We start from the raw sequence: 24,952 nt of genomic DNA, 5'->3' as shown, positions 1-24,952 counted from the left end.
GTTTGATCGCGGACTAAGGCTCTTCTGTTCTTAAGGGACCGGGCGAATAAAATACGGAGACACGATGCGGCCTCATTTTTACTGTAAACGCGTCCGGTTACGACTGCGGCTGCATATTCCGCTCAAACGCGACGATCCAGTCGCCCTGGATGGCGGCATAGCCGGTATCTCCTTCCACGACAAGACCGTACAGATTCTTGACGTCAAGATACTCTTTTCGTTGTCCATTATCAAATTCGAGCGTGATGTAATAATACGTACGGGATGAATGGTTGGCGTGCATCATTCCATTATCGTGGTTGTGGTGATTGGTATGATGTCGGACATCCATCCGTTTAGAGACCACCCGGGCAAACTCGGAAGTACGCGGGGACTTGGCATTCTTAACATAGCGGGCACCGTTGGAGATGAAGCCCACGATCACAATCACGAATACAATCCCGATCAGAATGGGAACCAGCGTAAACATAAAATCAAAACCTCCGCCAAAAGACATTCCTTGGGGCATCATCGACGGCACTCCTCCTGTTCCGTTATTTTTACATTAATTATATGTACGGTAAAAATGACTAAAATGTTTCAAATTTTGGTTGGGGCAATGGATGTTACGAGCAAGTAATGACCAACGGTTAAGGCCAACCTGGATTCCGCCGTTCCTTATTGACGTACCAATGACGTGAGAGCGAACGATTCGAAGCTGCGGTAAATAAAAATCGGCCTCAAGAGCGAGGCCGATTTATTTTTATTATATGAACAAAGCTCTAACTCCGCTAGGGAGCCTTCACTTCGCATGTACTCCCGAGCCCGCATAATGCAATCCCAACTGGTATGCCCGCTCCAGCAGGCTCTCCATGTGCTCCGGTCTGCCCTCTAACGTATCATAGAAGAATTCCACTCGGGAATCTTCGATTCCGGAATAGTTGGCGATACCGACGTTGAGGGAATGGGACAGCATCGTATCATAGCTCCGCTTGGCAAAATGGTCCTCCGACGCGCCTGCCAATGCGATCCATAACGCCTTCTTGTGATGGAGCTTGGAACCGCCGCCATATGCGAAGCCGTGATTCCAGACACGGTCGATATACCCCTTCAGCATAGCCGGAACCCCGTACCACCATACCGGGAAAATATAGGCCAGCGCGTCGTGCTGTTTCATTCGCGCGATCTCGTTTTCAACCTCAGCGGAAAAAACCTTGCCAGCATCAGACCAATCGGGTTCGTCCGCCTCCCACAGAACCGGATCGAAACCGATGCGGTGAAGATCCAGAACCTCCGTCTCATGTCCGGCATCTTGAAGCCCCTGCACAAATCGCTCCGTGACAGCAAATGTAAAGGAGTTCACTCTGGGATGAGTGACAACGGTCAGTACTTTCATCATGAATCACCTTCGCTTTCTTCTATAATGTGTTGAATGTGCTTTGTTTTCTTACAGTACTGGTATAAGGGGATTATGTATCATATAATGGCTGGAAGGAAGTACGCACTTATTTGTTCTATAGGTACCTAAAGGTGCTATTAGCACCATAAAGTGCCCTTCATAGTCGCATGAATTTTTCGTCCGGGAGGTGAGAGGATCTTATGAATCGTGACCGGCAATACCATATTCCGTCCGAAGCCACCATGGAGGTGATCGGCGGCAAGTGGAAGATCGTTGTGTTGTGCCACCTTAGTTATGGGCCCAAGCGTACGAGTGAAATTAAGAAAGAGATGCCGGATATTACGCAGAAGATGTTAACCCAGACCCTTCGGGAGCTGGAGGAGGATGGGATTATTACGCGAACGGTCTTTAATCAAGTTCCGCCGAAGGTCGTGTACGAGCTGAGCGAATTGGGCGTTTCACTGCAGCCCATCCTGGATCAAATCTGTGAGTGGGGCGAGAAGTATATGAATGGAGAAACGAAGGTAAGTGCTCCATGAAGACATGATAAAAGCTGCCGACCTGAGGGAATGAGTCGGCAGTTTTTTTGTTTTTCACGATATTCTTCCGGCCGAAATGTCCGTTCTGCGTTCCATTATTTTAAATCGGTTAGAAGGAAAGGCAGGGATATTGTGGAATATATAGTCCTTTGGACTCATGCAGGTTCCGAAAGTTTCAGCGAAAACGGAGCTTGTCGAGAAATTGAATAGTTACTAAAGATATAATAGGTAGAAGACTCAGGACCGGGCGGGCCGTAACCATAAGAATTATCACTTTGGGTATGCAAGGAGAGCCATCCTTGAATTAATAGAAACGTTTGTCTCTCGGGTAACGTATGAATTTCATAGGACCTAAGGATTACTCACAAAAGGAGTGTGCACAGCTCAGATGGACGGCAATTATAACTTGTATATTGTTGGGCTTTCAATTGCGATCGCTATACTTGCTTCATACTCGGCTTTGAATATTACGTCCAAAATTTCGGACGCGAACGGCAAATCCAAGTTTTTTTGGCTATTCGGGGGAGCCATGGTCATGGGAAGCGGCATTTGGTCCATGCATTTTGTCGGCATGCTGGCGATGCACATGAATATGAACGTGAAGTACGATGCCTTTCTGACCATCATGTCGATGCTGGCCAGTGTGATTTCATCGTTCATCGCGTTTTATATCACCATGCCCAAGGACATCAACTGGTCCAAAATCGCCATTGGCGGTTTCGTTATGGGAAGCGGCATCGTGACGATGCATTACATAGGAATGGAAGCCATGGTCGTTCACGCCGACATCCGTTACGATCCCGTATTTTGGATCTTGTCCGCCGTCATTGCGCTGGCGGCCTCCTATGCGGCCTTATTATTGTTTCTTCGTTTTCGCAACCATTCCAAGTCCAGCTTTCTCAAATGGGGCTCGGCGGTTGTGATGGGATTCGCCGTGTGCGGGATGCATTATACAGGGATGAAGGCGGCGCGCTTTGAAGCACATGCCGGCATGATGACACATCAGCCGCAGTCTGTGGATTTCTTCCTCTTGTACTGCGTGACGGTCGCGATTTTTGCTATTCTGTTGATTTCCTGGGGCGCGATGTTCTTTGACCGGCATGTGCTGGAAAAGCTGGCCTATCAGGATACGATCACGGGATTGCCCAACCGCAATGAGATGAATCGGTTCTTCAGGACGAATGCCGAAACGGATCAGATTACGATCCTGTTTCTGGATCTGGACCAATTTAAGGCCATCAACGATACGCTGGGTCATAATGTCGGGGATTTGCTGGTCCAGGAAGTGGGCAAGCGGCTGCGTCAATTCATTCGAAGCGGCCAGCAGGTGTTCCGAATCGGGGGCGACGAATTTCTGGTTATTTTGAAGCAAAGCGACCCGAATTATGCCCAACGCTTAGCCGATGATATACTCCAACAAATTAAAAAGGTGTACCATATCGACGGCAACGAGCTGTATGTGACGGTTAGCATCGGCATCAGCATCGGTTCCGTCCATAGCTCGGATCGTACGACGCTGCTGAAGAATGCCGACACCGCCATGTATAAAGCGAAGGGGCTCGGCAAGAATCAGCAATGCCTTTATGACGAGGAGATGGGTCTTCAAGAGGTTCGCAAGATGGAATTGGAAAAGGACCTGCAAAGAGCGCTGGAGATGAAGGAGTTCTTCATCGTGTATCAGCCGAAATGGAATGTGCAAAGCGATCGCTTGGTCGGATTCGAGGCGCTGCTCCGCTGGAGGCATCCGAGGCTCGGCGTGATTTCCCCGCAGGAATTCATTCCGATAGCGGAAGAGACGGGACTGATTATTCCGATGACCCGATGGACGCTTGAAGAAGCATGCAAGCAGTGCAGGGTGTGGCAGGATAGCGGGATTGTCCAGCCGGTCTCGGTGAATCTATCGGTCCGTTTATTTCATGGCGACAATCTGCTGGAGCTGATTCAAAACGTGCTGCGCCAGGCGGATTTGGAGCCGCGGTTGTTAGAGCTGGAGATTACGGAGTCCATGGTGCTGCACGATGTGAACGATATCATCCGTCAGCTTGGGAATATCCGATCCTTAGGGGTTAAGGTCTCCATGGATGATTTCGGAACCGGCTATTCCTCGATTGGGCTCTTGGACCGGATTCCGATTGATGCCCTGAAGCTGGACCGCCAGTTCACCAATGATTTGGACACGCCCAGCAAGCGTGCCATCGTCAACGCCGTCGTTCTTATGGCGGAAAAGCTGAATCTGGACGTGATCGCCGAAGGCGTGGAGAATAAGGAGCATATCGACTTTTTGACAGGGCTCGGGTGTCATGTCATGCAGGGGTACTATTACGGAAAGCCGATGGATATCCATGAGATTGAGGTCTGGATGTACGACCAAGATCACAAGGCCGAAGAGTTCGCGGCCCTTCGATGAAAGAGCGGATACGAATATATATGGTCCATAAGAATAACGGGCACCGCGAGGTGTCCGTTATGTTGTTTTCGGGTACGCCAAATGACTGGCTTTCCCGGGTATTTTAGACGAAATAGGCAATTTCCGCGCGCGGGAAATATTCTTTGATTCCCTTTTCGAACAGCTGCTGAAACTCCTCGACGGTTTCGGCTTTATAGACATATTTGAATTTTCCATACCTACCCCATTTTAACTGCCGGTCCTCCTCATCCATGTCCAGCTTGGTTTTGGGGTACCGTTTCAAAATGGTGTTTTTGGCCGTTTTGGTAAACCGGTGCTGAATGAGCTCAAATGTCAGATCCTTAACCTCCACATGGCTCAATCGCTCATGGAGCTTCTCTAATAAATGCCAGTATCCTTCCTGCCATCCGTCATATTTGACGATCGGGGCAATGATGAAACCTAACGGATATCCGGCTTCGGCAATTTTCCCTGCGGCTTCAATGCGTTCTTCGAAGGAAGAGGTACCCGGCTCGAAATAACGGATCACATAATCGGAATTGATGGAGAAGCGTACCCTGGTATGGCCGCCATGATGGATATTCAGCAGGGAATCGATGTTGGCGAATTTCGTTACGAATCGCAGTCGGCCATGTTCCTGCTTGGCCATAAATTCAATGTAATAGGCCAGTGCCCCGGTCAAATGCTCCAGAGATACGGGATCGCCGGTACAAGCGGCCTCGAACCGGGTGTTTTCGGGCGACCGCTCAGCGATGTACTGCTTCGCTCGGTCCAGAATTTCATCCAGGTTGACATAAATCCGGACATAAGGCTTCGAGCTCATGGTGGTTTGCAGGTAGCAGTAATGACAATGTCCTGCACATCCCGTGGTCAACGGGATGGCATACTCCGCAGAAGGCTTCGACGTATCGAAATCCAAGGTCTTCCTAATCCCAACGACTAGGGTGCGTTTGGCGTTTCGGTATTTTTCGGTTTCGGTCTCCCCCGGAATGCCGGTTACCCGATTATGGGAGGTGGTCATTTTGATGGGTGTGCCTAATTCCTCAAACCATGCTTGCAGCTTCTTCCCAAGCGGATACTCCAACGCATCCGGCTCAAAAAAGACGAGTTCCGGGTCAAAACGCTCCAACGAATCTTCCTCCCTGCAAAAATTTAAGTATATGGATTATAGGATGGGCAATGGTCGGGTTGATCATGCATCGTGCTTCCTTGAAGGTCAGCCGAAACTCCCCATCAGAATAGAGGTCAGTCCCGCGCATTATGAAAACAGTAAAGTATGAAATTAAAAGGACGTTAATAGTGAATGTTGACAAGTTCAAGATGAAAGCCCTTTCCGATTTCTATGATATACTACGACATAACAGCCATACCAATTATAACAACCTATATCTTCCTGTGAAGTTCCCATACTTTTCATATGCAAAGGAGATTTCATGATGTTTAATGTTCTTGTTGTTGACGATGAGTCTGTTCAAAGAGAAGGCATTAAGGATTTGATCTCTCAGTACCGCTTCCCATTTCAAGTAATGGAAGCCGAGAACGGAATGAGCGCGGAGCGGATTCTGGTGGACAATGCAATTGATATCCTCATCACCGACGTCAAAATGCCTCTGATGGATGGACTGGAGCTAAGCAAACTAGCGCGAAAGGTTCAGCAGGATCTAAAGATTGTCATCTGCAGCGGTTATGATGAATTTGAATATGCCCGCAGTGCCATCCGGCTGGGCGTGGTGAATTACTTGCTGAAGCCGTTAGTCAGGGAGGAGTTTCTGGAGGTGATGGAGGACATTACCCAGATCAGCCCTTATGGAGGGGACTACCAGCAGGAGTCGTTGGAATCCAAGGTTATCGTTCAGGTCAAGGATTATGTGAAGGATCATTACCAGCGGGACATCTCGTTGTCGGATGCAGCTCACGATGTATATCTGTCCCCGGGGTATTTGAGTATTTTGTTCAAGAAAGAGACCGGCGAGAACTTCTCGAAGTATTTGACCGATTACCGCTTGCGGCGGGCAAGCCATCTGCTCCAGAATTCCAATATGAAGGTCAATGATATCGCTGTAGCCGTTGGCATCGATAACCATTCCTATTTTGCCAAGCTGTTCAAAAGCAAGTTCGGCGTGAGTCCGATACAGTACAGAGAGTGCGGGGTGCCCCATGATCGGGTGGATCAAGAACAAGTTCAATGATATCAGGTTCCGCAACAAGCTGCTGCTGTCCCACTTGGTGATTGCACTCATTCCCATTCTTCTGCTCGGGCTGCTCTCCTTCATTCAGTCCTACCGCATTCAGATGAAGGAACTGCGGAGCGAGGCCGAGGCTAGCCTGGAGCAGGTGGCGAACATTATGGATTACAAGATTAACCGGTACAATACGCTGAGCGAATTCATGGTGCTGAATCGGGATTTATCCCAAATTTTCATTAAGGATTACGAAGAGAACTATTTTAACATGTACTTGGATTTCCGAGACATCCTGGAGCCGTTGATCTCGAACATCAGGCTGATGGACGAGAATATTGAGGCGATTACCTTTTATACATCCGGTGAGCTGCTGGGGATTCGCGACAATATTTTGCCGATCGGGGATCTTAAGAGCAAGTCTTGGTATGACGGATTTCGGGGCAGGCGCTGGATCGTGGACGGGGAGAAACTTTATCTCGTTCAGGAACTGATCAGCAATCCGAAGGACAGCAATTTCATGGTCATTTCCATTCAGCACGACAGCATCTTTGCAGACCTGGACAAGCTGTCGGAGCATGTGGCGGTTCAGATCAAGGATGCTGAGCAGCGGGTGATATTCAAGGAAAGCAAGGCGCCGGATGCATCTGCCGGTTTGGAGGGCGGGGAGTCGAGCGGACTGAGCCTAAGCCGATCACTCGCTAACAATGGCTGGATGGTTCACTATCATTTGCTGAATACGAATGCGTACGCTAATGCGCTCGGTATTTTTCAAATTACGTTGTTTGTCATTATCCTCAGCTTGATCATTACCTTCCTGCTCATTTATGTGATTTCCAACAATTTCACACGCAGAATTATTCATATTAAGAACAAGGTAGACAAGGTGGAGCAGAACAATCTGGATGTCATTATCCAAAGCTCGTCCAAGGATGAATTCGGTGAGCTGACCAACGGCATCGGCAAAATGCTGAAACGGATCAACAGCCTCATCTCCCAGGTGTATCAAGCGGAAATCGCCAAGAGGGAAAGCGAATATAACAAGCTGATCAATCAGATTAATCCGCATTTCCTATACAACACCCTCTCCTTTATCCGGTGGAGGGCCGAGAAGAAGGCGGATATCGAAACGAGTTACATGGTATCGGCATTGGCTCGGTTCTATAGAACGACGCTGAATCAGGGGAGGCATATGGCAACGATCAAGGATGAGGTGCAGCACATCAAGGCTTACCTGGATTTGCAGCTTATTATGAATGATGGCCGGTTTGACGTGGATTACCATATCGATGAGGGAGTATTACATACCGAGATCATCCATTTTATTCTGCAGCCGATTGTGGAGAATGCCATCAAGCACGGATTTGTGGAGGCCAGAGGGGCCGATTACCAAATCCACATTGGGGTCAGCCGGATCGAAGGGGGTATTAAACTATTCGTTAGCGACAACGGGGTGGGCATGACACCCGAGCAGGCGGCGAGGCTGCTGGCCGGAGAGAGCGGCGGCTGCGGCGTTCGAAACGTGAATGACCGGATTAAGCTGTGCTACGGGCAGGATTATGGACTCGATATCCATAGCGAGTCAGGCAGTGGAACAGAGGTATCGATGGTCATTCCAGCCTCCTGAACAGAGCATGCGTTATTCCATCCATAGCATTGGTAATGAAAGCGGTGTGCAGTGCTGAGGCAGCCGCTTTTTTTGTGGTTTGAAGTGGAGAAAAAGGAGGTCATGAAAAAAGTGATACATATCCAAAAAATGTTGCATATACGCCAGTTTTGAAACCGCATACAATTTGGTTATCAACCAAAACGAGATAAAGGGGATGACAGGATGAACAAACGCAGAAAGATCGCTTCTCTGCTGCTCGGCTGCATGATGCTGGCCGTAGTCAGCGGCTGCGGCGGGGGCAAGAGCGATAACGCGCAACCGGAAATTTCAGAGCAGGATTATGAGCCGTACGGGAAATATGAGACACCGGTGGAATTTACGATCGGCCGGAATACCAATCATGTGAACAACCTGCCACCAGGCGATACGATTGAGGACAATTTGGCTACTCGTTACGTGGAGGATCGGGTGAACGTAAAAGCCAAGGTGGCTTGGGAGACGGACGATATGGATCAGAAGCTGTCGCTATCGATGACAACGGGCGATCTGCCGGACGTTATGCTGGTCAGCCGCGATATTTTCAACCAGCTGGTGGATAATGATCTGATTGCCGATATGACGGAGGTGTACGAGAAGACCGCATCCGACGGGGTCAAGAATATCTACGCTTCCTATGGTGACTTGCTGCTGAACCAGGTGAAGGTCGACGGTAAAATCATGGGCCTTCCGATGACGAATATCGGCAACCAGCACCAGCTGCTGTGGGTTCGGAAGGACTGGGTGGATAAAGTCGGCGCGAAGATGCCGGAATCCGTTGAGGACGTATGGAACCTCGCCAGAACGTTCGTGGAAAAGGACGCCTCGGGAACAGGCAAAACGGTCGGAATGGTGATGGATTCCAATGCCATGAACTTTACGCCGGTATTCGCTGCGCATGGGGCCTTTCCGATGAATTGGATCGAGAAGGACGGTCAGGTCGTATATGGATCGGTCCAGCCCGAGATGAAGCAGGCGCTGACGGAGCTAAGCGCCATGTACAAGGAAGGTCTGATTGATAAACAGTTCGCCGTCCGGTCGAATGAAGAGAAGGAAGCGCTTGTGATCAACGGACAGGTAGGCATGCTGTTTAACCCATGGTGGATCGGCTACACCAACTACAAGGACTCGATCAAGCAAGATCCTGATGCTGTCTGGGTAGCCGTATCGGCACCGGTAGACGAGAACGGCAAATTCAAGACGATTCGTCAGGATCCGGTGGGCGGGGGCATCGTTGTGGTGAAGAAGGATTTTGCCCATCCCGAAGCAATCATGAAGTCGGTCAATCTGACAACGGATTTCCTGTACTCCTTAACGGATGATGCCATCAACTACAAAAAAGAGCATCCGGACGAGATGCTGACCGATGCCAGCCGTTGGAACAATGATCCGACGCAAATTCCGATGCAAGTGGATTATGATGACGTGTTGAAGCGTTATTACGACGATCTGATGAAGGCGGATCAATCCGGGGATGCTTCGGCCGTTCAGGAGGACCGGGTGGTATCTTTCAAGGCGTATCAGGAGTTTAAGGAGAAAGGCAATGACGTCGATGTGAACACCTATGGCGAATACCTCTCCCGTATCGAGGGTCAGCGCGAAGCGAACAATCCGAATCTGGAGGTAATTCCTGCCGGCTTCTATGGAACCACCGAGACGATGAAGCTGAAGTGGGCGAACCTCCAAAAGCTCGAAGAGGAGACCATATTGAAAATCATCATGGGCCAAGCCCCCGTAGATGAATTCGATAAGTTCGTGGACACCTGGAAGCGTACCGGCGGCGATGAAATTACAGAAGAAGTCAACCAGATGAGCAGCAGATAAGGAAAGCGTGAGCCTTGGCGCGGAGGGCTATCGTTGGTCATCCGCGCGGGCTTTTTTATTCGATAAGGCTTGTCCTGACAGGGACGTGATGGAGGTGGAGCGAACGATGGGGCAAGTGGAAACAACCGTCAATCCAGAGCGGGAAGTACGATACCGGAGGAAAAAGAAACGAAGAACCTTTGACGAAATGACCTATCATGCGATGCTGCTGCCCGGTATGGCGATGCTGTTTATTTTCTCGATTGTGCCGATGTTCGGGGTGGTCATGGCTTTTCAGAAGTTCATCCCCGCGAAAGGGATACTCGGCTCCGCATGGGCAGGGCTCGACAATTTCACGTATATGTTTCAGCTGCCGGATGCCAAGCAGATTTTTGTGAATACGCTGGTCATCGCGGTCGGAAAGATTGTTCTCGGATTGATTGTGCCGATCATATTCGCCCTGCTGCTTAATGAGGTGCGTCTGAAGCTCTTCAAAAGCACGATACAAACCATTGTGTATTTGCCGCATTTTATGTCGTGGGTGGTTCTGGGCACGATGCTGACCATGATCTTTTCCTTTGACGGCATGATTAACAATTTCCTTGAGTTTCTAGGGCTGGAGCGGATCATGTTTCTGGCAAGCAACGACTGGTTCAGGCCGCTGCTCATCGTGACGGATACCTGGAAGGAATTCGGCTACGGGACGATTGTGTATCTGGCTGCGTTGACGGCGATAAATCCGGCTCTGTATGAATCCGCCGCAATGGACGGCGCAAGCCGCTGGAAGCAGACCCTGAATATCACACTCCCGGGCATGTTTCCGACGATCATCCTGCTGGGCACGCTGAGTCTCGGCAATGTGCTGAATGCGGGATTTGACCAGGTGTTCAACTTGTATAATCCGCTGGTCTATGAGACGGGTGATATTATCGATACATTTGTGTATCGTATGGGTCTGATCAATATGCAGTATTCGTTCGCAACGGCGATCGGTCTGATGAAATCGGTCATCAGCTTTATTCTGATCGTTATATCCTACAGGCTGGCCTCGAGGTATGCGGGGTACAGGATTTTCTAGGAGGGTTAGCATGATTCAATCCAAAACGCTGGGCTCAAGGCTATCCCGCCTGATGATTATGCTCGCGCTCGTCCTGATCACATTTCTGTCGCTGGCTCCCATCGTTAATACGATAATGGTGTCCGTCAGCAGCAGCACGGCTGTGAATGCCGGCCGGGTCTACTTCATTCCGGTAGAGCTGAACTTCTCATCCTACGGGCAGATACTGAATGACATGAAGTTTTGGAAGGCGTTCCTTATATCCGTGGAACGGGTGCTGCTTGGGGGTGCGATCAACATGATTCTGACCATCCTCATGGCGTATCCGTTGTCGCGGAGCGTTACGCAGTTCCGATCGAGAAACAAATACATGTGGATTATCGTGTTTACGATGCTCTTCAGCGGCGGGATCGTTCCCTGGTATATGGTGATCAGCAAGCTGGGGTTGATCAACAGCATTTGGGCGCTGGTTCTGCCGGGAGCGGTTCCTGTCTTCAACGTCATTCTCCTGATGAACTTCTTCAAGGGCATTCCGAAGGAGCTGGAGGAGGCCGCATTCATTGACGGTGCCGGTCCGCTGAAAATCCTGCTCAAAATCTTTATCCCGATCTCCATGCCCAGTTTGGCAACCATTACCCTGTTTGTCATCGTCGGTCACTGGAACAACTTTTTTGACGGGATCATTCTGATCAATGATAGCGAAAAAATACCGCTTCAGACCTATCTGCAGCAGCTCAGTCTGACGCGGGACCAGATGCAGAATCTCTCGGTCGAGCAGCTGCAGCAGTTCAATAAAATTTCCAATACGACCCTGAACTCTGCCAAAATTCTGGTTTCCATGATTCCGATTCTGCTGATCTATCCGTTTCTGCAGCGTTACTTAATTCACGGAATCGTTCTGGGAGCCGTGAAGGAATAGATGGCCTGATCCGCCTCTTTCGTGTGTTCCAACTTGAGTCGGCACGTCAAGTATCGGCTCGGCAATGGATAGGTAGTCGACAGAAGGCAGCGCCTCATGCATGAGTCTTTCTTGGCGAAAGACCATCCTGTGGCGCTGTTTTTCCATGGTTGGGACGGTTCAGATGGTCATTAATCTGTGAGCGATCATCGTTCAACATGGACAATTTAAATATATCATGTTATATTGTTATATAAATTAGCAGGTTTTGGAGTACCGTTGGAGGGATATCAATTTGAAAGATGCAGCTTCCACGAAGCCGATGTATGAACAGATTTTTAACGAGATGAAGCGAAAGATCTCAACCCATATGTTTCGGATTGGAGATAAAGTTCCATCAGAGAAGGAACTTGCGGATGAGTACGGAGTTAGCCGAATCACTAGCAAGAAGGCATTGGATCTGCTGGCGGCTGAAGGCGTGATCGTGCGCAAGCCGGGTAAGGGATCGTTCGTAGCCGATCCGGATGAGCCTGTAGTACACAGGGAACCGCTCTCCTCAGAGAGCGCGGATGCCGGAGCAACCGGCCGGGAAAAAATGATCGGTCTGGTCATTACGGACTTTTCCTCAAGTTACGGGACACGGCTCATCTACAGCATGGAGCAGTATTCCAGGGAGAATGACTGCTTTCTAGTCCTGCGCAGAACGTTCGGGGACCAGGATAACGAGGAATTGTCCATCCAGAAGCTGCGCAATCTTGGCGTGAACGGACTTATCGTATTTCCCGCGCAGGGGGAATATTTCAATGCTGAAATATTGAAGATGGTCATAGCCCGTTTCCCGCTGGTCCTGATTGATCGCAAGCTGAAGGGAGTCGCAGCTGCTTCCATCAGCACGGATAATCTAGGGGCAGCCGTGCAAGCGGTGGAGCATTTATTCGATTTGGGGCACCGCCATATTTGCCTGCTATCTCCTCCCCCGAGGGATACGACGGCGGTGGAAGAGCGGATTGAAGGATTCGTTCAGGCTCATGCCGCCCGGGGCATCGCGTTTGACAAGGAAATCTGGATCAGTGACGTAACTGCCACGTTACCGAATGCTTTCTATGAAAGCAATATTGAACGGGAAATTCAGCGGATCATGCAGCATTTGCAGGATCATCCGTCGATTACCGCTTTTTTTGCGATCGAGTACAATATTGCACTGCTTGCCAAAGTTGCAGCTGAACGTCTCGGTTTGCGGGTGCCGGAGGATGTATCGATTATATGCTTCGACAGTCCGCAATTAAATATCGGCGAGGGGTATTTGTTCACCCATATGCGGCAGAACGAGGAAGAGATGGGGAGACTGGCGATCGAGACGGTGCTGGGCATCATGAACCACGATGCGGTTGCGGTCGAGAAGAGATTGCCTGCGGAATTGGTGGTTGGCGCATCTACCGGTCCTGTTAAGGAATCGTAGAAATTGGTTCAAAACGTCAGCGAAGCGGGCGAGAGCCTCGATGCATAGTGCGCTGGAATGTGACCGGTGCTTGATAATCACCAAATCGATTAGATAATGGCTTCGAATCCGGTAACGATGACTTTGGGATTGGACCTTGTAAGAAGGAATTATAAAAAAACATAATTTCTGTAGTGGTTGGTTTCCCCTATAATGCACGCATGCAAACCATGCGCTCACGAACCTGTGAGCGCATGGTTTTTTTGTTCTTCTGGTTAGGAGCAGCGTCCCTTTTGTGTTGAGTTTACCCAATACCTAGTATAACATTTAAATTAATTTATATATTGACATATTAACTGGATAACAATATACTGATCCGTGATAACGGTTTCATTAATCCATCAAGTGAAAGGGGAACATCACGTGCATTCCATAACTGAACTGCCAGAGGCCGTTAAGCGGTTAACGGATCTGGTTCGGGCGAAGCAGCCGGAACGAACAGCCGACATGTTCGAGAGATGCCTAGCGAATACCTGGAATACCACCTTGAAGCGAATGGAGGACGGCACGACGTTTGTCATTACCGGGGATATCCCCGCCATGTGGCTGCGCGATTCGGCTGCGCAGGTCAGGCCCTTCCTGGTGCTTGGAGAGGACCGGGAGATCGGCGACATGATTCAAGGCGCGGTCAGACGCCAGTTTGACTATATTCTGCGGGATCCGTATGCCAATGCGTTCAATGAGTCCGCGAACGGGATGGGACATCAGGATGATGCAACCGAGATGAGTCCGTGGATTTGGGAACGGAAATACGAGATCGATTCGCTGTGTTATCCGATCCAGCTCAGCTACCTGCTGTGGAAAAACTCCGGGAGAACCGGCCATTTTGACGAAGCCTTTCGGGCAGGCGTACGGCAGATAATCGAGTTGTGGACGACAGAGCAGCACCATGAACAGCAATCGGCTTACACCTTCGAGCGGAGCAGCTGCCCTCCGTCGGATACGCTGGTCCGTGGCGGAAAAGGAGCACAGACGGCATATACCGGCATGACCTGGTCTGGCTTCAGGCCGAGCGACGATGCTTGTGCCTACGGGTACCTGGTTCCGTCGAACATGTTTGCGGTCGTTGTGCTGGGGTATGTGACGGAGATTGCCGAGGAGATTCTGAAGGATCGGGAGCTGGCAGCGGCGGCAGAGGAGCTCGCGGCACAGATCGAAGCCGGCATACAGCGGTACGGCATTGTGGAGCATCCTGAATGCGGCCCTATCTATGCATACGAGGTGGATGGATTGGGTTCGATGAATCTGATGGACGATGCGAATGTGCCCAGCCTGTTGTCCATTCCGTACCTGGGATACCGAAATGCGGAAGATCCGATATACGCGAATACGCGGAGGTTTATCTTGAGTGACCGGAACCCGTACTACTTCTCCGGGACGGCTGCATCCGGCATCGGCAGTCCGCATACGCCGGATCAATACATATGGCATATTGCGCTTGCGATGCAAGGGATGACCGAACAGGATGAAGCCGAGCGTCAGCGCCTCCTTGAACTGCTGCTGGCAACGGACGGAGGAACCGGGCTCATGCATGAAGGGTTTCATGTGGATCGGCCGCAGGAATATACCCGGCCTTGGTTTTCATGGGCCAATATGATGTTTTGCGAACTGGTGCTGTTGTGCTCCGGTATCGCGGTTAAACGGTAAAGCTAGCAGCGGGATGAAGCGGCGAACCAAGCTTGGAATTCATAAGGGAGGGTTAACGAATGAAAAAGCAGTGGAAGATCGTATGGTCGATGATAGTTGTGATTGGGCTTCTGGCGGGCTGCTCAGGGGGCAGCGGCGGCTCCTCCGGCGGAGAAGCCAGCGGCGGCAAAACGGTGCTGACCTTCTGGGGAGACTGGGGCGGAGAAGGGCAGGAACAGATCCAAACGATGGTGGATGCTTTTAATAAATCCCAAGATAAAATCGAGGTAAAATATGCCCTGCAGCAGGACGTGGTGACGAAGTTTCTGACCGCGGCCACGAACGGGGGGACGCCGGATGTCGTGTTCTGGGACCGGTGGCGGACCGCGCTCTATGCACCTAAGAACGTGCTTCATCCCGTAGATGAATACCTGGAGCGCGACGGCGTCAACAAGGAGGATTTTTACGAAGAGGCTCTGAAGGAGCTTACCTATGATGACAAGCTGTACGGATTGCCGTTGACGGTGGACGCGAGGGCCCTGTTCTACAACAAGAAAATGCTGGAGGAAGCCGGGCTTGAGCCGCCAACGAACTGGGATGAGCTTGAGGCGGCAGCCAAAGCCACGACCAAGTGGAACGGGACCAAGCTCGAAACGGCAGGGTTGTCGATGGGGGATCCCGGACTGTTCAACATGTATTTGCAGCAGGCGGGCGGAACGATGCTGACCCCGGACAACACGATGAACGTGAACAACGAGAAGGGCAAAGCGGTATTGGACTTCTGGGGACGTTTGCTGAATGAGGACAAGGTGTACAAGATCGGTTTCGAGGACGGCTTGGGCGAAGGAACGGATGCGTTTGTAACCGGAAAAGTCGCTATGCTGTACACCGGCCCTTGGATGCTGAGCACCTATGATAAATACGGCAAAGATCTGGAATATGGCATCGTGCCGCCACCGGCCGGACCGAACGGCGATAAGGGAAGCGTTATGGGCGGCTTTGGGCTTGTCATTCCGCAAGGCTCGAAGCATCCGGAGGAGGCTTGGGAGTTTATCAAATGGTGGACGGCCAACAAGGACAATGCCGTGTTATGGGCCAAAACGAGCCTGAATATGCCGGGCTTCAAGCCTGCCTTCGAAGATCCGTTCTTCGCGGACGATCCGAAATGGATTCCGTTTATGGAGACGCTTGAATTTGCCAAAACACGGCCGACGCATCCGGGTTACTCCGTCATGGAGGAGAACGCCGTCATTCCGAATCTGGAGCTGTTCATGCAGAACAAGCAGAGCGCCGAAGAGACCCTTCGGCTCAGCCAGGAGCAGGGCGATAAGCAGCTGAAGGAAAATGCCGTTGCCCGTTAACGCATTCGGGGATTCTAGGAGCTACAGAAAGGAGCATGAGGATGACTTCCGCCACGAAGCCAGTCAGCGCCAAGCCTGCTTCCGTCACGAGGCTGGGCAAACACCAGGCCAGGATGGGCTACCTGTTCATTATGCCGACAATGCTGTTATTTGCGGTATTCATGGTGATCCCGGTTGGAATGGCGCTATACCTGAGTTTTACCAATTATGACGTGCTCAGCTCGAACGACTGGGTCGGCATGGACAATTACAGGCGCCTGTTCGGCGATGATTTGTATTGGAAAACCTTCGTTAACGTGATGATTTATGCGGTGGTGTTTGTGCCGCTTAACGTACTGATCTCCCTTCTGCTGGCGATTCTGCTGAACCGGGCTGCGAGGGGAGTCAAGGCGCTGCGGACGTTTTACTATCTTCCGACCTTGACGTCGGCGGTCGCGGCGGCCACCGTCTGGATCTGGATGCTGCATCCCGAATACGGGCTCGTTAACGGGATCCTGTCGCTGTTCGGCATCACGGGCCCGGCCTGGGTGTCCCAGACCGATACCGCCATGCTGTCGATTATTATGATGACGCTGTGGCAGAGCGTAGGTTCCAATATGATCATTTACCTGGCCGGTCTTCAGGGCGTGCCGGATTATCTGTACGAGTCCGCTCGTCTTGACGGTGCCAGCAAATTCGATTGCCTGCGTTACATTACCTGGCCGCAGCTGCGGCCGACCACGTTCCTTGTCAGCACGATGTCGATTATCGGCGCGCTGCAGCTGTTTGATCAGGCATTCGTGCTCACGCAGGGCGGACCCGCCAATGCAACGAAAACGCCGGTTTATCTCATTTATCAGCAGGGCTTTAACCAGCTGCAGATGGGATATGCATCGTCGCAGGCCTTTGTGCTGGCGATGGCGATTCTGGTCTTCTCGCTGATCAGCATGAAGATCAATAAATCGGAAGAATCGATTGTGTAATCAGGGCTTAGAGGAGGAAGACAAGAGATGAGAGCAATTGAGAGTCAGGCCAAGCGGCAGCGAATCCTTACCGCGAGCGTCTTCTATATCGGTGCCATTCTGATCGCCATCGTCATGTTTCTCCCGTTCTACTGGAGCGTGATGACCTCTTTTAAGCCGGATGAGGATATGTTCTCGATGCCGATCAAATGGTTCCCTACGGACATCACGCTGGAGCACTATAAAAAGGCGTTCACAACCGTACCCTTCGGCCTTTATTTCTGGAATTCATTCTTTCTGGCCATTACCGGCGTGCTGCTCAACCTGTTCTTCGGTTCGCTTAGCGGCTACGCTTTTGCCAAGCTGAAGTTCAAAGGCAACTCGGGACTCTTCCGCGTGCTGCTGGCCGCGATGATGGTCCCGGGCATCGTCACGATGATCCCGAGCGTGTATGTGCTGCGCCATATACCGCTGATGGGAGGCAACGACCTGTTCGGAAGCGGCGGCATGGGGTTGATGAATTCCTTCTGGGGAATCATTCTTCCGGGGGCTTCCGGCACGTTCGCGGTGTTCTTCATGCGGCAGTTCTTCCTGACGCTCCCCTCCGACATGATGGAGATGGCGCGGATTGAGGGCTGCGGCGAATTCAAAATTTTTTGGCGCATCTATTTGCCTCTGACCAAGCCGGCGCTGGCAACCCTGAGCATCTTCACGTTTCAGGCGGGCTGGAACAGCTTCCTGTGGCCGATGATCGTGCTGAACGATCCGAACAAGGCGACGATCCAGATGGGGCTCCAGGCGTTCTCGTTCAATTTCCAGACGGATTACGGCCCGATGATGGCCGGGGCGCTGGTGGCTATTTTGCCGATCCTTGTCCTGTTCCTGGCTCTGCAGCGGTACTTCATTCAGGGCATCGCATTTAGCGGGATCAAAGGCTAGCGGGATGGAAGCTGGATATCTTTGACGGAATGGAAAAAGAAACTTGCACATTGAGATGTCAGGAGTGAATTCGACAATGATAACGGTGTCCGGTATATGGACCAAAAGGGCCGATGAGGCGCAGCGCGCGCTGGAACGTCATTTCTGGAATGATTCGATCCGTATGTACAATATAGAAACGCCGTGCCCGGACGGGGCGTGCAACACGATTTTCCATTATTGGTGGATGGCGCACGCGGCAGATGTGCTGGTGGACGGTTATGTTCGCACGGCAGATCCGTTGTATGCGGAGCGGCTGGAGCAGTTGTATGAGGGAGTGCTCCGCCGGAATAACGGCGAATGGCCGAATGAGCTGTACGATGATATGGAATGGATGGCGCTGGCATGGCTGCGCGCCTATGAGGCGACGGGGCTGGAGAAGTATAAGCAAGCGGCGCTGACGCTCTGGGAGGATATTCAAACCGGCTGGAACGAGGTTCAAGGCGGGGGAATTGCATGGCACAAGGAGCAGCTCGGTTATAAGAATACCCCGGCTAATGCGCCTGCGATTATTTTGGCGGCACGGCTGTATCGGGCTTTCGGCAACCCGGCGGACCTGGAATGGGCTCGGAAAATCTACGCTTGGCAGAAGAATGCCCTCGTGGATCCTAGCACGGGTTTTGTCTGGGACGGGATGAACCGGACCGGGGACGGGGCCATCGATAAAGATTGGAAATTCACGTATTGCCAAGGCGTCTTCATCGGAGCCGCTGTCGAGCTGTTTCGGGTCACGGGCGATTCGGCGTATCTTGAAGACTCCAAGCGGACCTTTCAAGCGATGCGCGTAGAGCTGGCGGATTCGGCAGAAGGCATTCTTCCGGACGAAGGGGGAGGCGACGCCGGATTGTTCAAAGGCATCCTGATCCGTTATGTGACGGAAGCCATCCAGGTGTGGCCTGAAGCAGCAGAAGCTGCAGGGTGGCTGACGCGGAACGCTGATAGGCTATGGGAACAGGGAAAGAATGCAGATGGCGCGTTGTTCGGGACCGATTGGAAGAGCCGCCGAACGTCTGACGCTATCGTTCAGCTCAGCTCACAGCTGAGCGGCGTGATGCTGCTTGAATGTGCGGCCGTACTGGAATCGGCAGGGCAGGCTGGGGGGAGCGATGGTCGGCATTCTGCGGCAAACTGGGATAAGAGAGCGGACCTGCTGCAGGAGGCCATGTACCGAAATTACGCAAACCCGGACAGCGGCATTATGGATCAATGGTTTCCGCGGGAACATGCCGCGGCAGGAGAGAATTTCTATTATTGGTGGCAGGCGCATGTGCTGGATGTACTGGTGGACGCTTATAAGCGCACGGGAAAACCGATGTACGCCGACCGAATGGAAGCATTCAGCCGAAGCCTGTACAAGTACAACGGCCATACGTTCACCCACAATTATTACGATGACATGGAGTGGACGGCACTCGCGCTGCTGCGAGCGCATCAGGCTACCGGAAGCGAGTGGTATAAGGAGCAGGCGCTTACGCTGTGGGAAGACATCAAGACCGCTTGGAACGATCACTGCGGGGGCGGCATGGCGTGGAAGAAGGATCAGCTGGATTACAAAAACACGCCGGCTAACGCGCCTGCCGCCATTTTGGCGGCGAGGCTGTATCTTTTGGAGCGAAACGAAGAGGATTTGAGCTGGGCAAAGCGCATCTATGAATGGAATAAAAGCCGACTTGTCGATCCATCGACCGGGTTCGTATGGGATGGCATGAACCGGCTGGGCGACGGTGAGATCGATTACGATTGGAAATTCACGTATTGCCAGGGCGTGTTCCTTGGTGCCGGAGTGGAATTATACCGTTGTACGGGGAATAAGTCCTATCTCGAAGACGCTAAACGGACCGCTGACGCATGCATGCTCGAGCTGTGCGATCCAAAAACCCTGCTTCTGCCCGATGAGGGCATTGATGACACGGGTCTGTTTAAAGGCATCCTCATCCGTTATCTGCTGGTGCTGCTTGAAGAGGCGCCCGAAGAGGACGCCGTACGCCGAATGGTTCAGTGTAACGCGGAAACGCTGTGGGAGAAGGGAATGCTTGAGGATGCTGGTATATGCGGCCCTGCCTGGGACACTCTGCCGACTCTTCCCGTTCAACTGAGCGTGCAGCTGAGCGGAATGATGCTGACGGAGGCTGCGGCCGTGTTGAGCAAATAGCTTTGATTCGCTGTCAGCGATGATGGCGTCTTGTGAATGATTGGAGAAGAGCGCGCGAATTGGCGTGCTCTTCTTCATTTTATTCCCAATTCGACCAAATCAAGATGATTGTCATATGACAATATTCATGACAACACACACTGTTGGCCGCGCGGGCCTTGCGTTATATTTATGAGGTAAATCACATCCTGGCTTGGATACAAAATATGATTTCAGATGCTCTGTGAAGTAAGGTCATATCCGTTCATGAGGTGATGTATGTCCATTAATCTGAAAATAGAAGACGTTTGTATTCAGCTAGGAATTGACATTCATAAATTCAACTTGGAGAACCCTGAAATCAAGACCGAACCCGAAGCCCCCTACCCAGGTTACCCTCATCAACCATCACCGCGATTTGGCAAACCTCTGTCACTCCCTAAAATCTGATCGATGTCATATGACAATTTAATGACACCACTCACTATTTGTCGAGCTGCCCTTCCATTATATTAAATATGTTCGGTATAACAACGACGATCGTCATGAATAGGCAGTGCTTGTTGCAGATGGTTCACAACGTCAATACATACGGCAAGCCATGAGAACAGACCACCGAAGGGGAAGGTCTGTTTTCCCCATTCGTTCTGTCGAAGATTGCGGAACCGAGCCTACTGCATATCAGAAGCAAGAAATGCCGCGAGCTTTTTGCGATTTATAGCATGGCAATGACGAATGCTATAATAGCCTTAATTAGCCTGCGATCATTAAACACGCTTTTACATATAATCAGGGAGTGGAACTTTATGTTTGAATTGCCAGGATATCAAACATTGGACGTAATCCATACTAATGGAGACATTCAACTCTTTAGACTTTCGCGTTCTATCGACGGTTTGCGCGTCTTAGCCAAGACAACGCGCGATGCAGGTCCGGAATCGGCCATGGTGGCTGCTTTTCGATACGAGTATGACGTATTGAAGAAGCTGGATGGCCGTGGAGCCTTGGAAGCGTACAGCTTGGAGATGATCGCAGATCGGCCGGTTCTTCTCCTGAAAGAGATGGCCGGGGTTACATTGGAACAGCTGCTGCGGGCATATTCTGACGTTCCGGAACTTCCGGATCTCCTGCGCATGGCTGTTGCCATAACCGATTGTTTTATTCGGATTCATCGAGAGAATATGACGCTGAACGAAATCACGCCCTCTCATTTGATGGTCAATCCCCGCACCTATGAAGTGAAGCTGATCGATATTCGTATGTGTTCAACCGAAGCGGGCAAAAGCCCGCTGTCTTCTTTAAGCCGGCCGGATGCGTTTCTTCCTTATATATCGCCCGAACAGACACGCAGAACGGGAATGACGCCGGATTACCGATCCGATTTTTATTCCCTCGGGATCATATTATACGAGTGGTTGTCCGGTACTTTACCCTTTGAACATATCGACCCTGTAAATACGGTATACCGCCATCTTGCCGGTACCCCTGAGCCTCTTCACCGCAAATTCCCCTTCATCCCCAAAATAGTGTCCGATATTATACAGAAATGCATGGAGAAGATGCCCGGCGATAGGTATGTCAGCGCATTCGGAATTCAAACGGACCTTGAGGAGTGTTTCAATCGGCTTCAGGATACAGGCGAGGTGGAACCATTCCGACTCGGAAGCCGGGATATACCGGAACGATGGGTGGAATCGGCCCAATTCTACGGGCGGCAGGCTGAGCTGCAGATGCTGCAGGATGCAGTGCGGAGGGCGGCTAGCGGGTCTGTTGTGCTGGTTGGCGTTAGCGGTACGGAGGGGATAGGAAAAACTTCTTTTCTCATCGAAGCCCTGGATCAGGCTGCATCTATGGACTATTTCTTCATCAGGGGCAAGTTCGGCACCCATCAGACGGCTCAGCCTTACGATATTTGGATTCAGGTGATCCGTAAACTGATTCGTCAACTGCTGACCGAGGGCAAACTGCAGGCCGAAGTATGGAAGCTGCGGATTCTTCAAGCGGTTGAGGATTACGGGAAAATTCTGATTGAACGGGTTCCCGAGCTGGAATTGCTGATAGGCCAACAGCCGCCTGTTCAACCGCTGCCGCCCGTAGAAGCCCAGGAACGGTTTTATCTGATCATGAACCGATTTATCCAGTTGTTCCTTCGTCCGAACTGTCCCCTTGTTCTATTTCTTGACGATCTTCAATGGGCGGACGAAGCATCTCTTCGATATCTGGAATTTCTTCTGGACGACAGAGCAACCAAGCATCTGCTGGTTGCATTGGCTTACCGCGATCAAGATGGCGACCTGATTCGTCGATTAGAAAACCGCTTGACTCATGATCGTATAATACGGAATCATATCGATCTCCAGCCTCTCGCCTTGGATGATATAAACCAGCTGTTAAAGGATGTCATGCGTCATAAAGATGACGATGTAGAGGAGCTGGCTGTTGCCTTGCTTAGGAAGACAGACGGCAACCCCTTCTTTCTCAAGCAGTTTCTTGGAGATTTAATTGCCCATGGCCATGTTTTCTTTGATCAATCGAGCAAAAGCTGGTCATGGGATTTGCCGTTTATTGCCGAAATGAACATTCCCGATAATGCGGTCTCCTATCTGACGGATCGATTGCGGGTACTGCCAACATCCACAAAGAATGTAGTCGGCTATGCTTCATTTCTCGGAGACCGATTCGATCTGGAAACCCTGTCCGTTATATCCGGGCTCCACATAACGAAACTGGCGAAGGAACTGGAGATGGCAGAAAGGATGTCATTGGTGCAGCTCATCAACGACGGCAGCCGAAGCTCCTATAAATTTCAACACGACCGCATCCAGCAGGTGGCTTACACGCTTGTTCCGGAAGAAGAACGCTCGGATTTGCATTGGAGCATCGGCTTGCTCTTCCTTGACCGAATGAATCTCGGTCAGGGAGATGGTACGGAGGCTTTATTTGAAGCTGTTAATCATATGAATCTTGCTGTGGAGCGGAACCGTCAACCTGAACAGAGAACAAGGATGGCGGAGCTGAATCTTAGGGCAGGCTTGAAGGCAAAAGAATCGACCGCCTACGAGACTGCTCTGCGATATATGCGCCTTGCAACGGCTTATTTGGAGGCGGACGGGGATAACTGGGGGACAAATTATGGGCTCGCTTTTCAGGCTAACCGGGAACGAGCGGAATTGGAATATTTATGTGCCCATTTCCAGCTCGCCCACGACTTGTTCCAATCTTTGATGGAGAAGGCGGTTACCCCTTTGGACAAAGCATCGGTTTGTGTACTGAAGATGCATCTGAAGGCAAGTCAGGACCATTATGGGGAAGTGATCTCGTTAGGTCAAGATGCCTTAAGGCTGCTGCAAGTTGATTTTCCGTCTGATTTCGGTTCATTCGGATTGACTCTCCAGTGGTTACGGCTAAAGCGGAAATTAGGCAAGTATTCGATGAAAGAACTGAATCAATTGCCTCCTATGACGGATGCGTCCCGGCAGCTGGCCATATCCGCGTTGGTCCATATGAGCAATGCCTCGTTCTATGTCAATCGGAAGGAATGGCTTTCTTATACTCTAACGATCGTCGATATGACGCTGCGTCACGGCATAACCCCGGAGGCCTCCATCGGGTTTATGGGTTACGCCCTGTTCATGTATTATCGCTTTCGTCATGAAGAGGCATTTAAATGGGGAATGCTCGCCTATCGCTTGTCGAAACCATATCCGCAGCTGCATGTGAGAACACTGACCGCCTTTACTTTGTGTTCCGATAGTTGGCGGCGATACGACCCAGCCCTGCTCGGGGTATTTACCGAGAAGGTAGGCAAGATCGGGTTAGAATCCGGCGACTTATGGCAAGGGAATCAAAGTGTGCTGATCAATTGTGCTTCTCTCTTTCAGTTTGGTCATCCTTTAGGTGAGATATATGACCGGCTAATCGCAAGCTCAGGGAATTTCTTAAGACATCATAATCATCTTCATTCCAAGCAGCTTAAAGTATTTATTGCGCTTCTCATTCGGTTGACGGGTGTTCGATCACCTGATGATCCCTTCGATACCGGGCAGATTACGGACGCGGAGTTTGCCGAGTCGGTTCACGGGGATTCATTCGATATGATTGAAGAGTTAGTATGCATTTATCGATATTTGCCGGGGTATCTGTTTGGCGAGTATCGGGAAGCGAATGAAGCGTTAGCGAGGTCAGCCATTATCTTGGAAAAGCGGAAAACGGCCGGTGATCCGATTCTTCAATACTATTACGAGTCGCTGGTATGGGCACAGCTTTACGAAGAAGCCCCGCTGGATGTGCAGAACGATTATATGGGGAAATTGCGCAAGCGGCTAAACAAAATGAAGGAATACGCCGCTCGCTGCCCCGAAAATTATCAGCATAAATATTTGTTGATGAAAGCGGAGATATTTCGGTTGACGCAGAGGAACCGGCAAGCCGAGGAATTATACGAGCAATCGATAGAGGCTGCCCGTCAATATGGACATATTCACGATATGGCGATGGCGGCGGAGTGTTA

17 protein-coding genes are annotated in these 24,952 nt (G+C 51.0%); 14 read left to right on the top strand and 3 right to left on the bottom strand.

Translation table 11 applies throughout. The annotated features are described in order from the left end of the window. Positions 1-97: 97 nt before the first annotated feature. Both HMPREF9412_RS21690 and HMPREF9412_RS21685 read right to left on the bottom strand, forming a co-directional pair. The gene (locus HMPREF9412_RS21690) at positions 98-511 is read right to left on the bottom strand and encodes a DUF2500 domain-containing protein (RefSeq protein ID WP_009593901.1); all 414 of its coding nucleotides are present in this window, start codon (positions 509-511) and stop codon (positions 98-100) included. 270 nt (positions 512-781) lie between these two features. After that, positions 782-1,375 (bottom strand): NAD(P)H oxidoreductase, encoded by a 594-nt coding sequence (locus HMPREF9412_RS21685; RefSeq protein ID WP_009593895.1) that lies wholly within the window; start codon positions 1,373-1,375, stop codon positions 782-784. A gap of 203 nt (positions 1,376-1,578) precedes the next feature. Between HMPREF9412_RS21685 and HMPREF9412_RS21680 the strand changes: the two genes are divergently transcribed. Next, a complete protein-coding gene (locus HMPREF9412_RS21680) occupies positions 1,579-1,917 on the top strand; it encodes a winged helix-turn-helix transcriptional regulator (RefSeq protein WP_009593955.1) in 339 nt (112 codons plus the stop codon). Positions 1,918-2,305: 388 nt separating this feature from the next. Next, entirely contained in the window at positions 2,306-4,324 is a 2,019-nt protein-coding gene (locus HMPREF9412_RS21675; protein WP_009593912.1) for a bifunctional diguanylate cyclase/phosphodiesterase, read from the top strand. Positions 4,325-4,427: 103 nt separating this feature from the next. Here the strand turns inward: HMPREF9412_RS21675 and splB are convergent, their stop codons facing one another. Further along, on the bottom strand, positions 4,428-5,453 hold the full coding sequence (splB, locus tag HMPREF9412_RS21670; protein WP_009593913.1) for a spore photoproduct lyase: 1,026 nt from the start codon (positions 5,451-5,453) through the stop codon (positions 4,428-4,430). A 304-nt stretch (positions 5,454-5,757) separates the two neighbouring features. Here splB and HMPREF9412_RS21665 point away from each other — a divergent pair, with 304 nt between their 5' ends. The 12 genes from HMPREF9412_RS21665 to HMPREF9412_RS21610 all read left to right on the top strand — a co-directional run. Continuing rightward, positions 5,758-6,513 carry a response regulator transcription factor gene (locus tag HMPREF9412_RS21665; protein ID WP_009593917.1) on the top strand — a complete coding sequence of 252 codons (756 nt, stop codon included), beginning with the start codon at positions 5,758-5,760 and terminating at the stop codon, positions 6,511-6,513. After that, positions 6,482-8,131 carry a sensor histidine kinase gene (locus tag HMPREF9412_RS21660; protein ID WP_009593941.1) on the top strand — a complete coding sequence of 550 codons (1,650 nt, stop codon included), beginning with the start codon at positions 6,482-6,484 and terminating at the stop codon, positions 8,129-8,131. The genes HMPREF9412_RS21665 and HMPREF9412_RS21660 overlap by 32 nt, the downstream gene beginning before the upstream one ends. 204 nt (positions 8,132-8,335) lie before the next feature. Then, entirely contained in the window at positions 8,336-9,973 is a 1,638-nt protein-coding gene (locus tag HMPREF9412_RS21655; RefSeq protein WP_009593908.1) for an ABC transporter substrate-binding protein, read from the top strand. A 187-nt stretch (positions 9,974-10,160) separates the two neighbouring features. Continuing rightward, positions 10,161-11,030, top strand: a complete 870-nt coding sequence (locus tag HMPREF9412_RS21650) for an ABC transporter permease (RefSeq protein ID WP_036673070.1) — start codon at positions 10,161-10,163, stop codon at positions 11,028-11,030. 10 nt (positions 11,031-11,040) lie between these two features. After that, on the top strand, positions 11,041-11,928 hold the full coding sequence (locus HMPREF9412_RS21645; protein WP_009593928.1) for a carbohydrate ABC transporter permease: 888 nt from the start codon (positions 11,041-11,043) through the stop codon (positions 11,926-11,928). 274 nt (positions 11,929-12,202) lie between these two features. Next, positions 12,203-13,366: a GntR family transcriptional regulator gene (locus tag HMPREF9412_RS21640; RefSeq protein WP_009593942.1), complete on the top strand. Its 1,164-nt coding sequence runs from the start codon at positions 12,203-12,205 to the stop codon at positions 13,364-13,366. A 402-nt stretch (positions 13,367-13,768) separates the two neighbouring features. After that, the gene (locus HMPREF9412_RS21635; protein ID WP_009593898.1) at positions 13,769-15,052 is read left to right on the top strand and encodes a glycoside hydrolase family 125 protein; all 1,284 of its coding nucleotides are present in this window, start codon (positions 13,769-13,771) and stop codon (positions 15,050-15,052) included. A 59-nt stretch (positions 15,053-15,111) separates the two neighbouring features. After that, positions 15,112-16,392, top strand: a complete 1,281-nt coding sequence (locus HMPREF9412_RS21630; RefSeq protein ID WP_009593953.1) for an ABC transporter substrate-binding protein — start codon at positions 15,112-15,114, stop codon at positions 16,390-16,392. A gap of 41 nt (positions 16,393-16,433) precedes the next feature. After that, positions 16,434-17,354 (top strand): carbohydrate ABC transporter permease, encoded by a 921-nt coding sequence (locus HMPREF9412_RS21625; protein WP_009593927.1) that lies wholly within the window; start codon positions 16,434-16,436, stop codon positions 17,352-17,354. A 27-nt stretch (positions 17,355-17,381) separates the two neighbouring features. Beyond that, positions 17,382-18,272: a carbohydrate ABC transporter permease gene (locus HMPREF9412_RS21620; protein ID WP_009593907.1), complete on the top strand. Its 891-nt coding sequence runs from the start codon at positions 17,382-17,384 to the stop codon at positions 18,270-18,272. A gap of 76 nt (positions 18,273-18,348) precedes the next feature. Beyond that, positions 18,349-20,463: a glycoside hydrolase family 76 protein gene (locus tag HMPREF9412_RS33710; RefSeq protein WP_009593951.1), complete on the top strand. Its 2,115-nt coding sequence runs from the start codon at positions 18,349-18,351 to the stop codon at positions 20,461-20,463. 785 nt (positions 20,464-21,248) lie between these two features. Further along, positions 21,249-24,952 (top strand): ATP-binding protein (locus HMPREF9412_RS21610; RefSeq protein ID WP_009593911.1); only part of this gene is annotated, 3,704 nt, incomplete at its 3' end.

The organism is Paenibacillus sp. HGF5 (assembly GCF_000204455.1).
Taxonomy (GTDB): domain Bacteria; phylum Bacillota; class Bacilli; order Paenibacillales; family Paenibacillaceae; genus Paenibacillus_AQ; species Paenibacillus_AQ lautus_A.
This window is presented reverse-complemented; position numbering and strand designations above follow the sequence as displayed.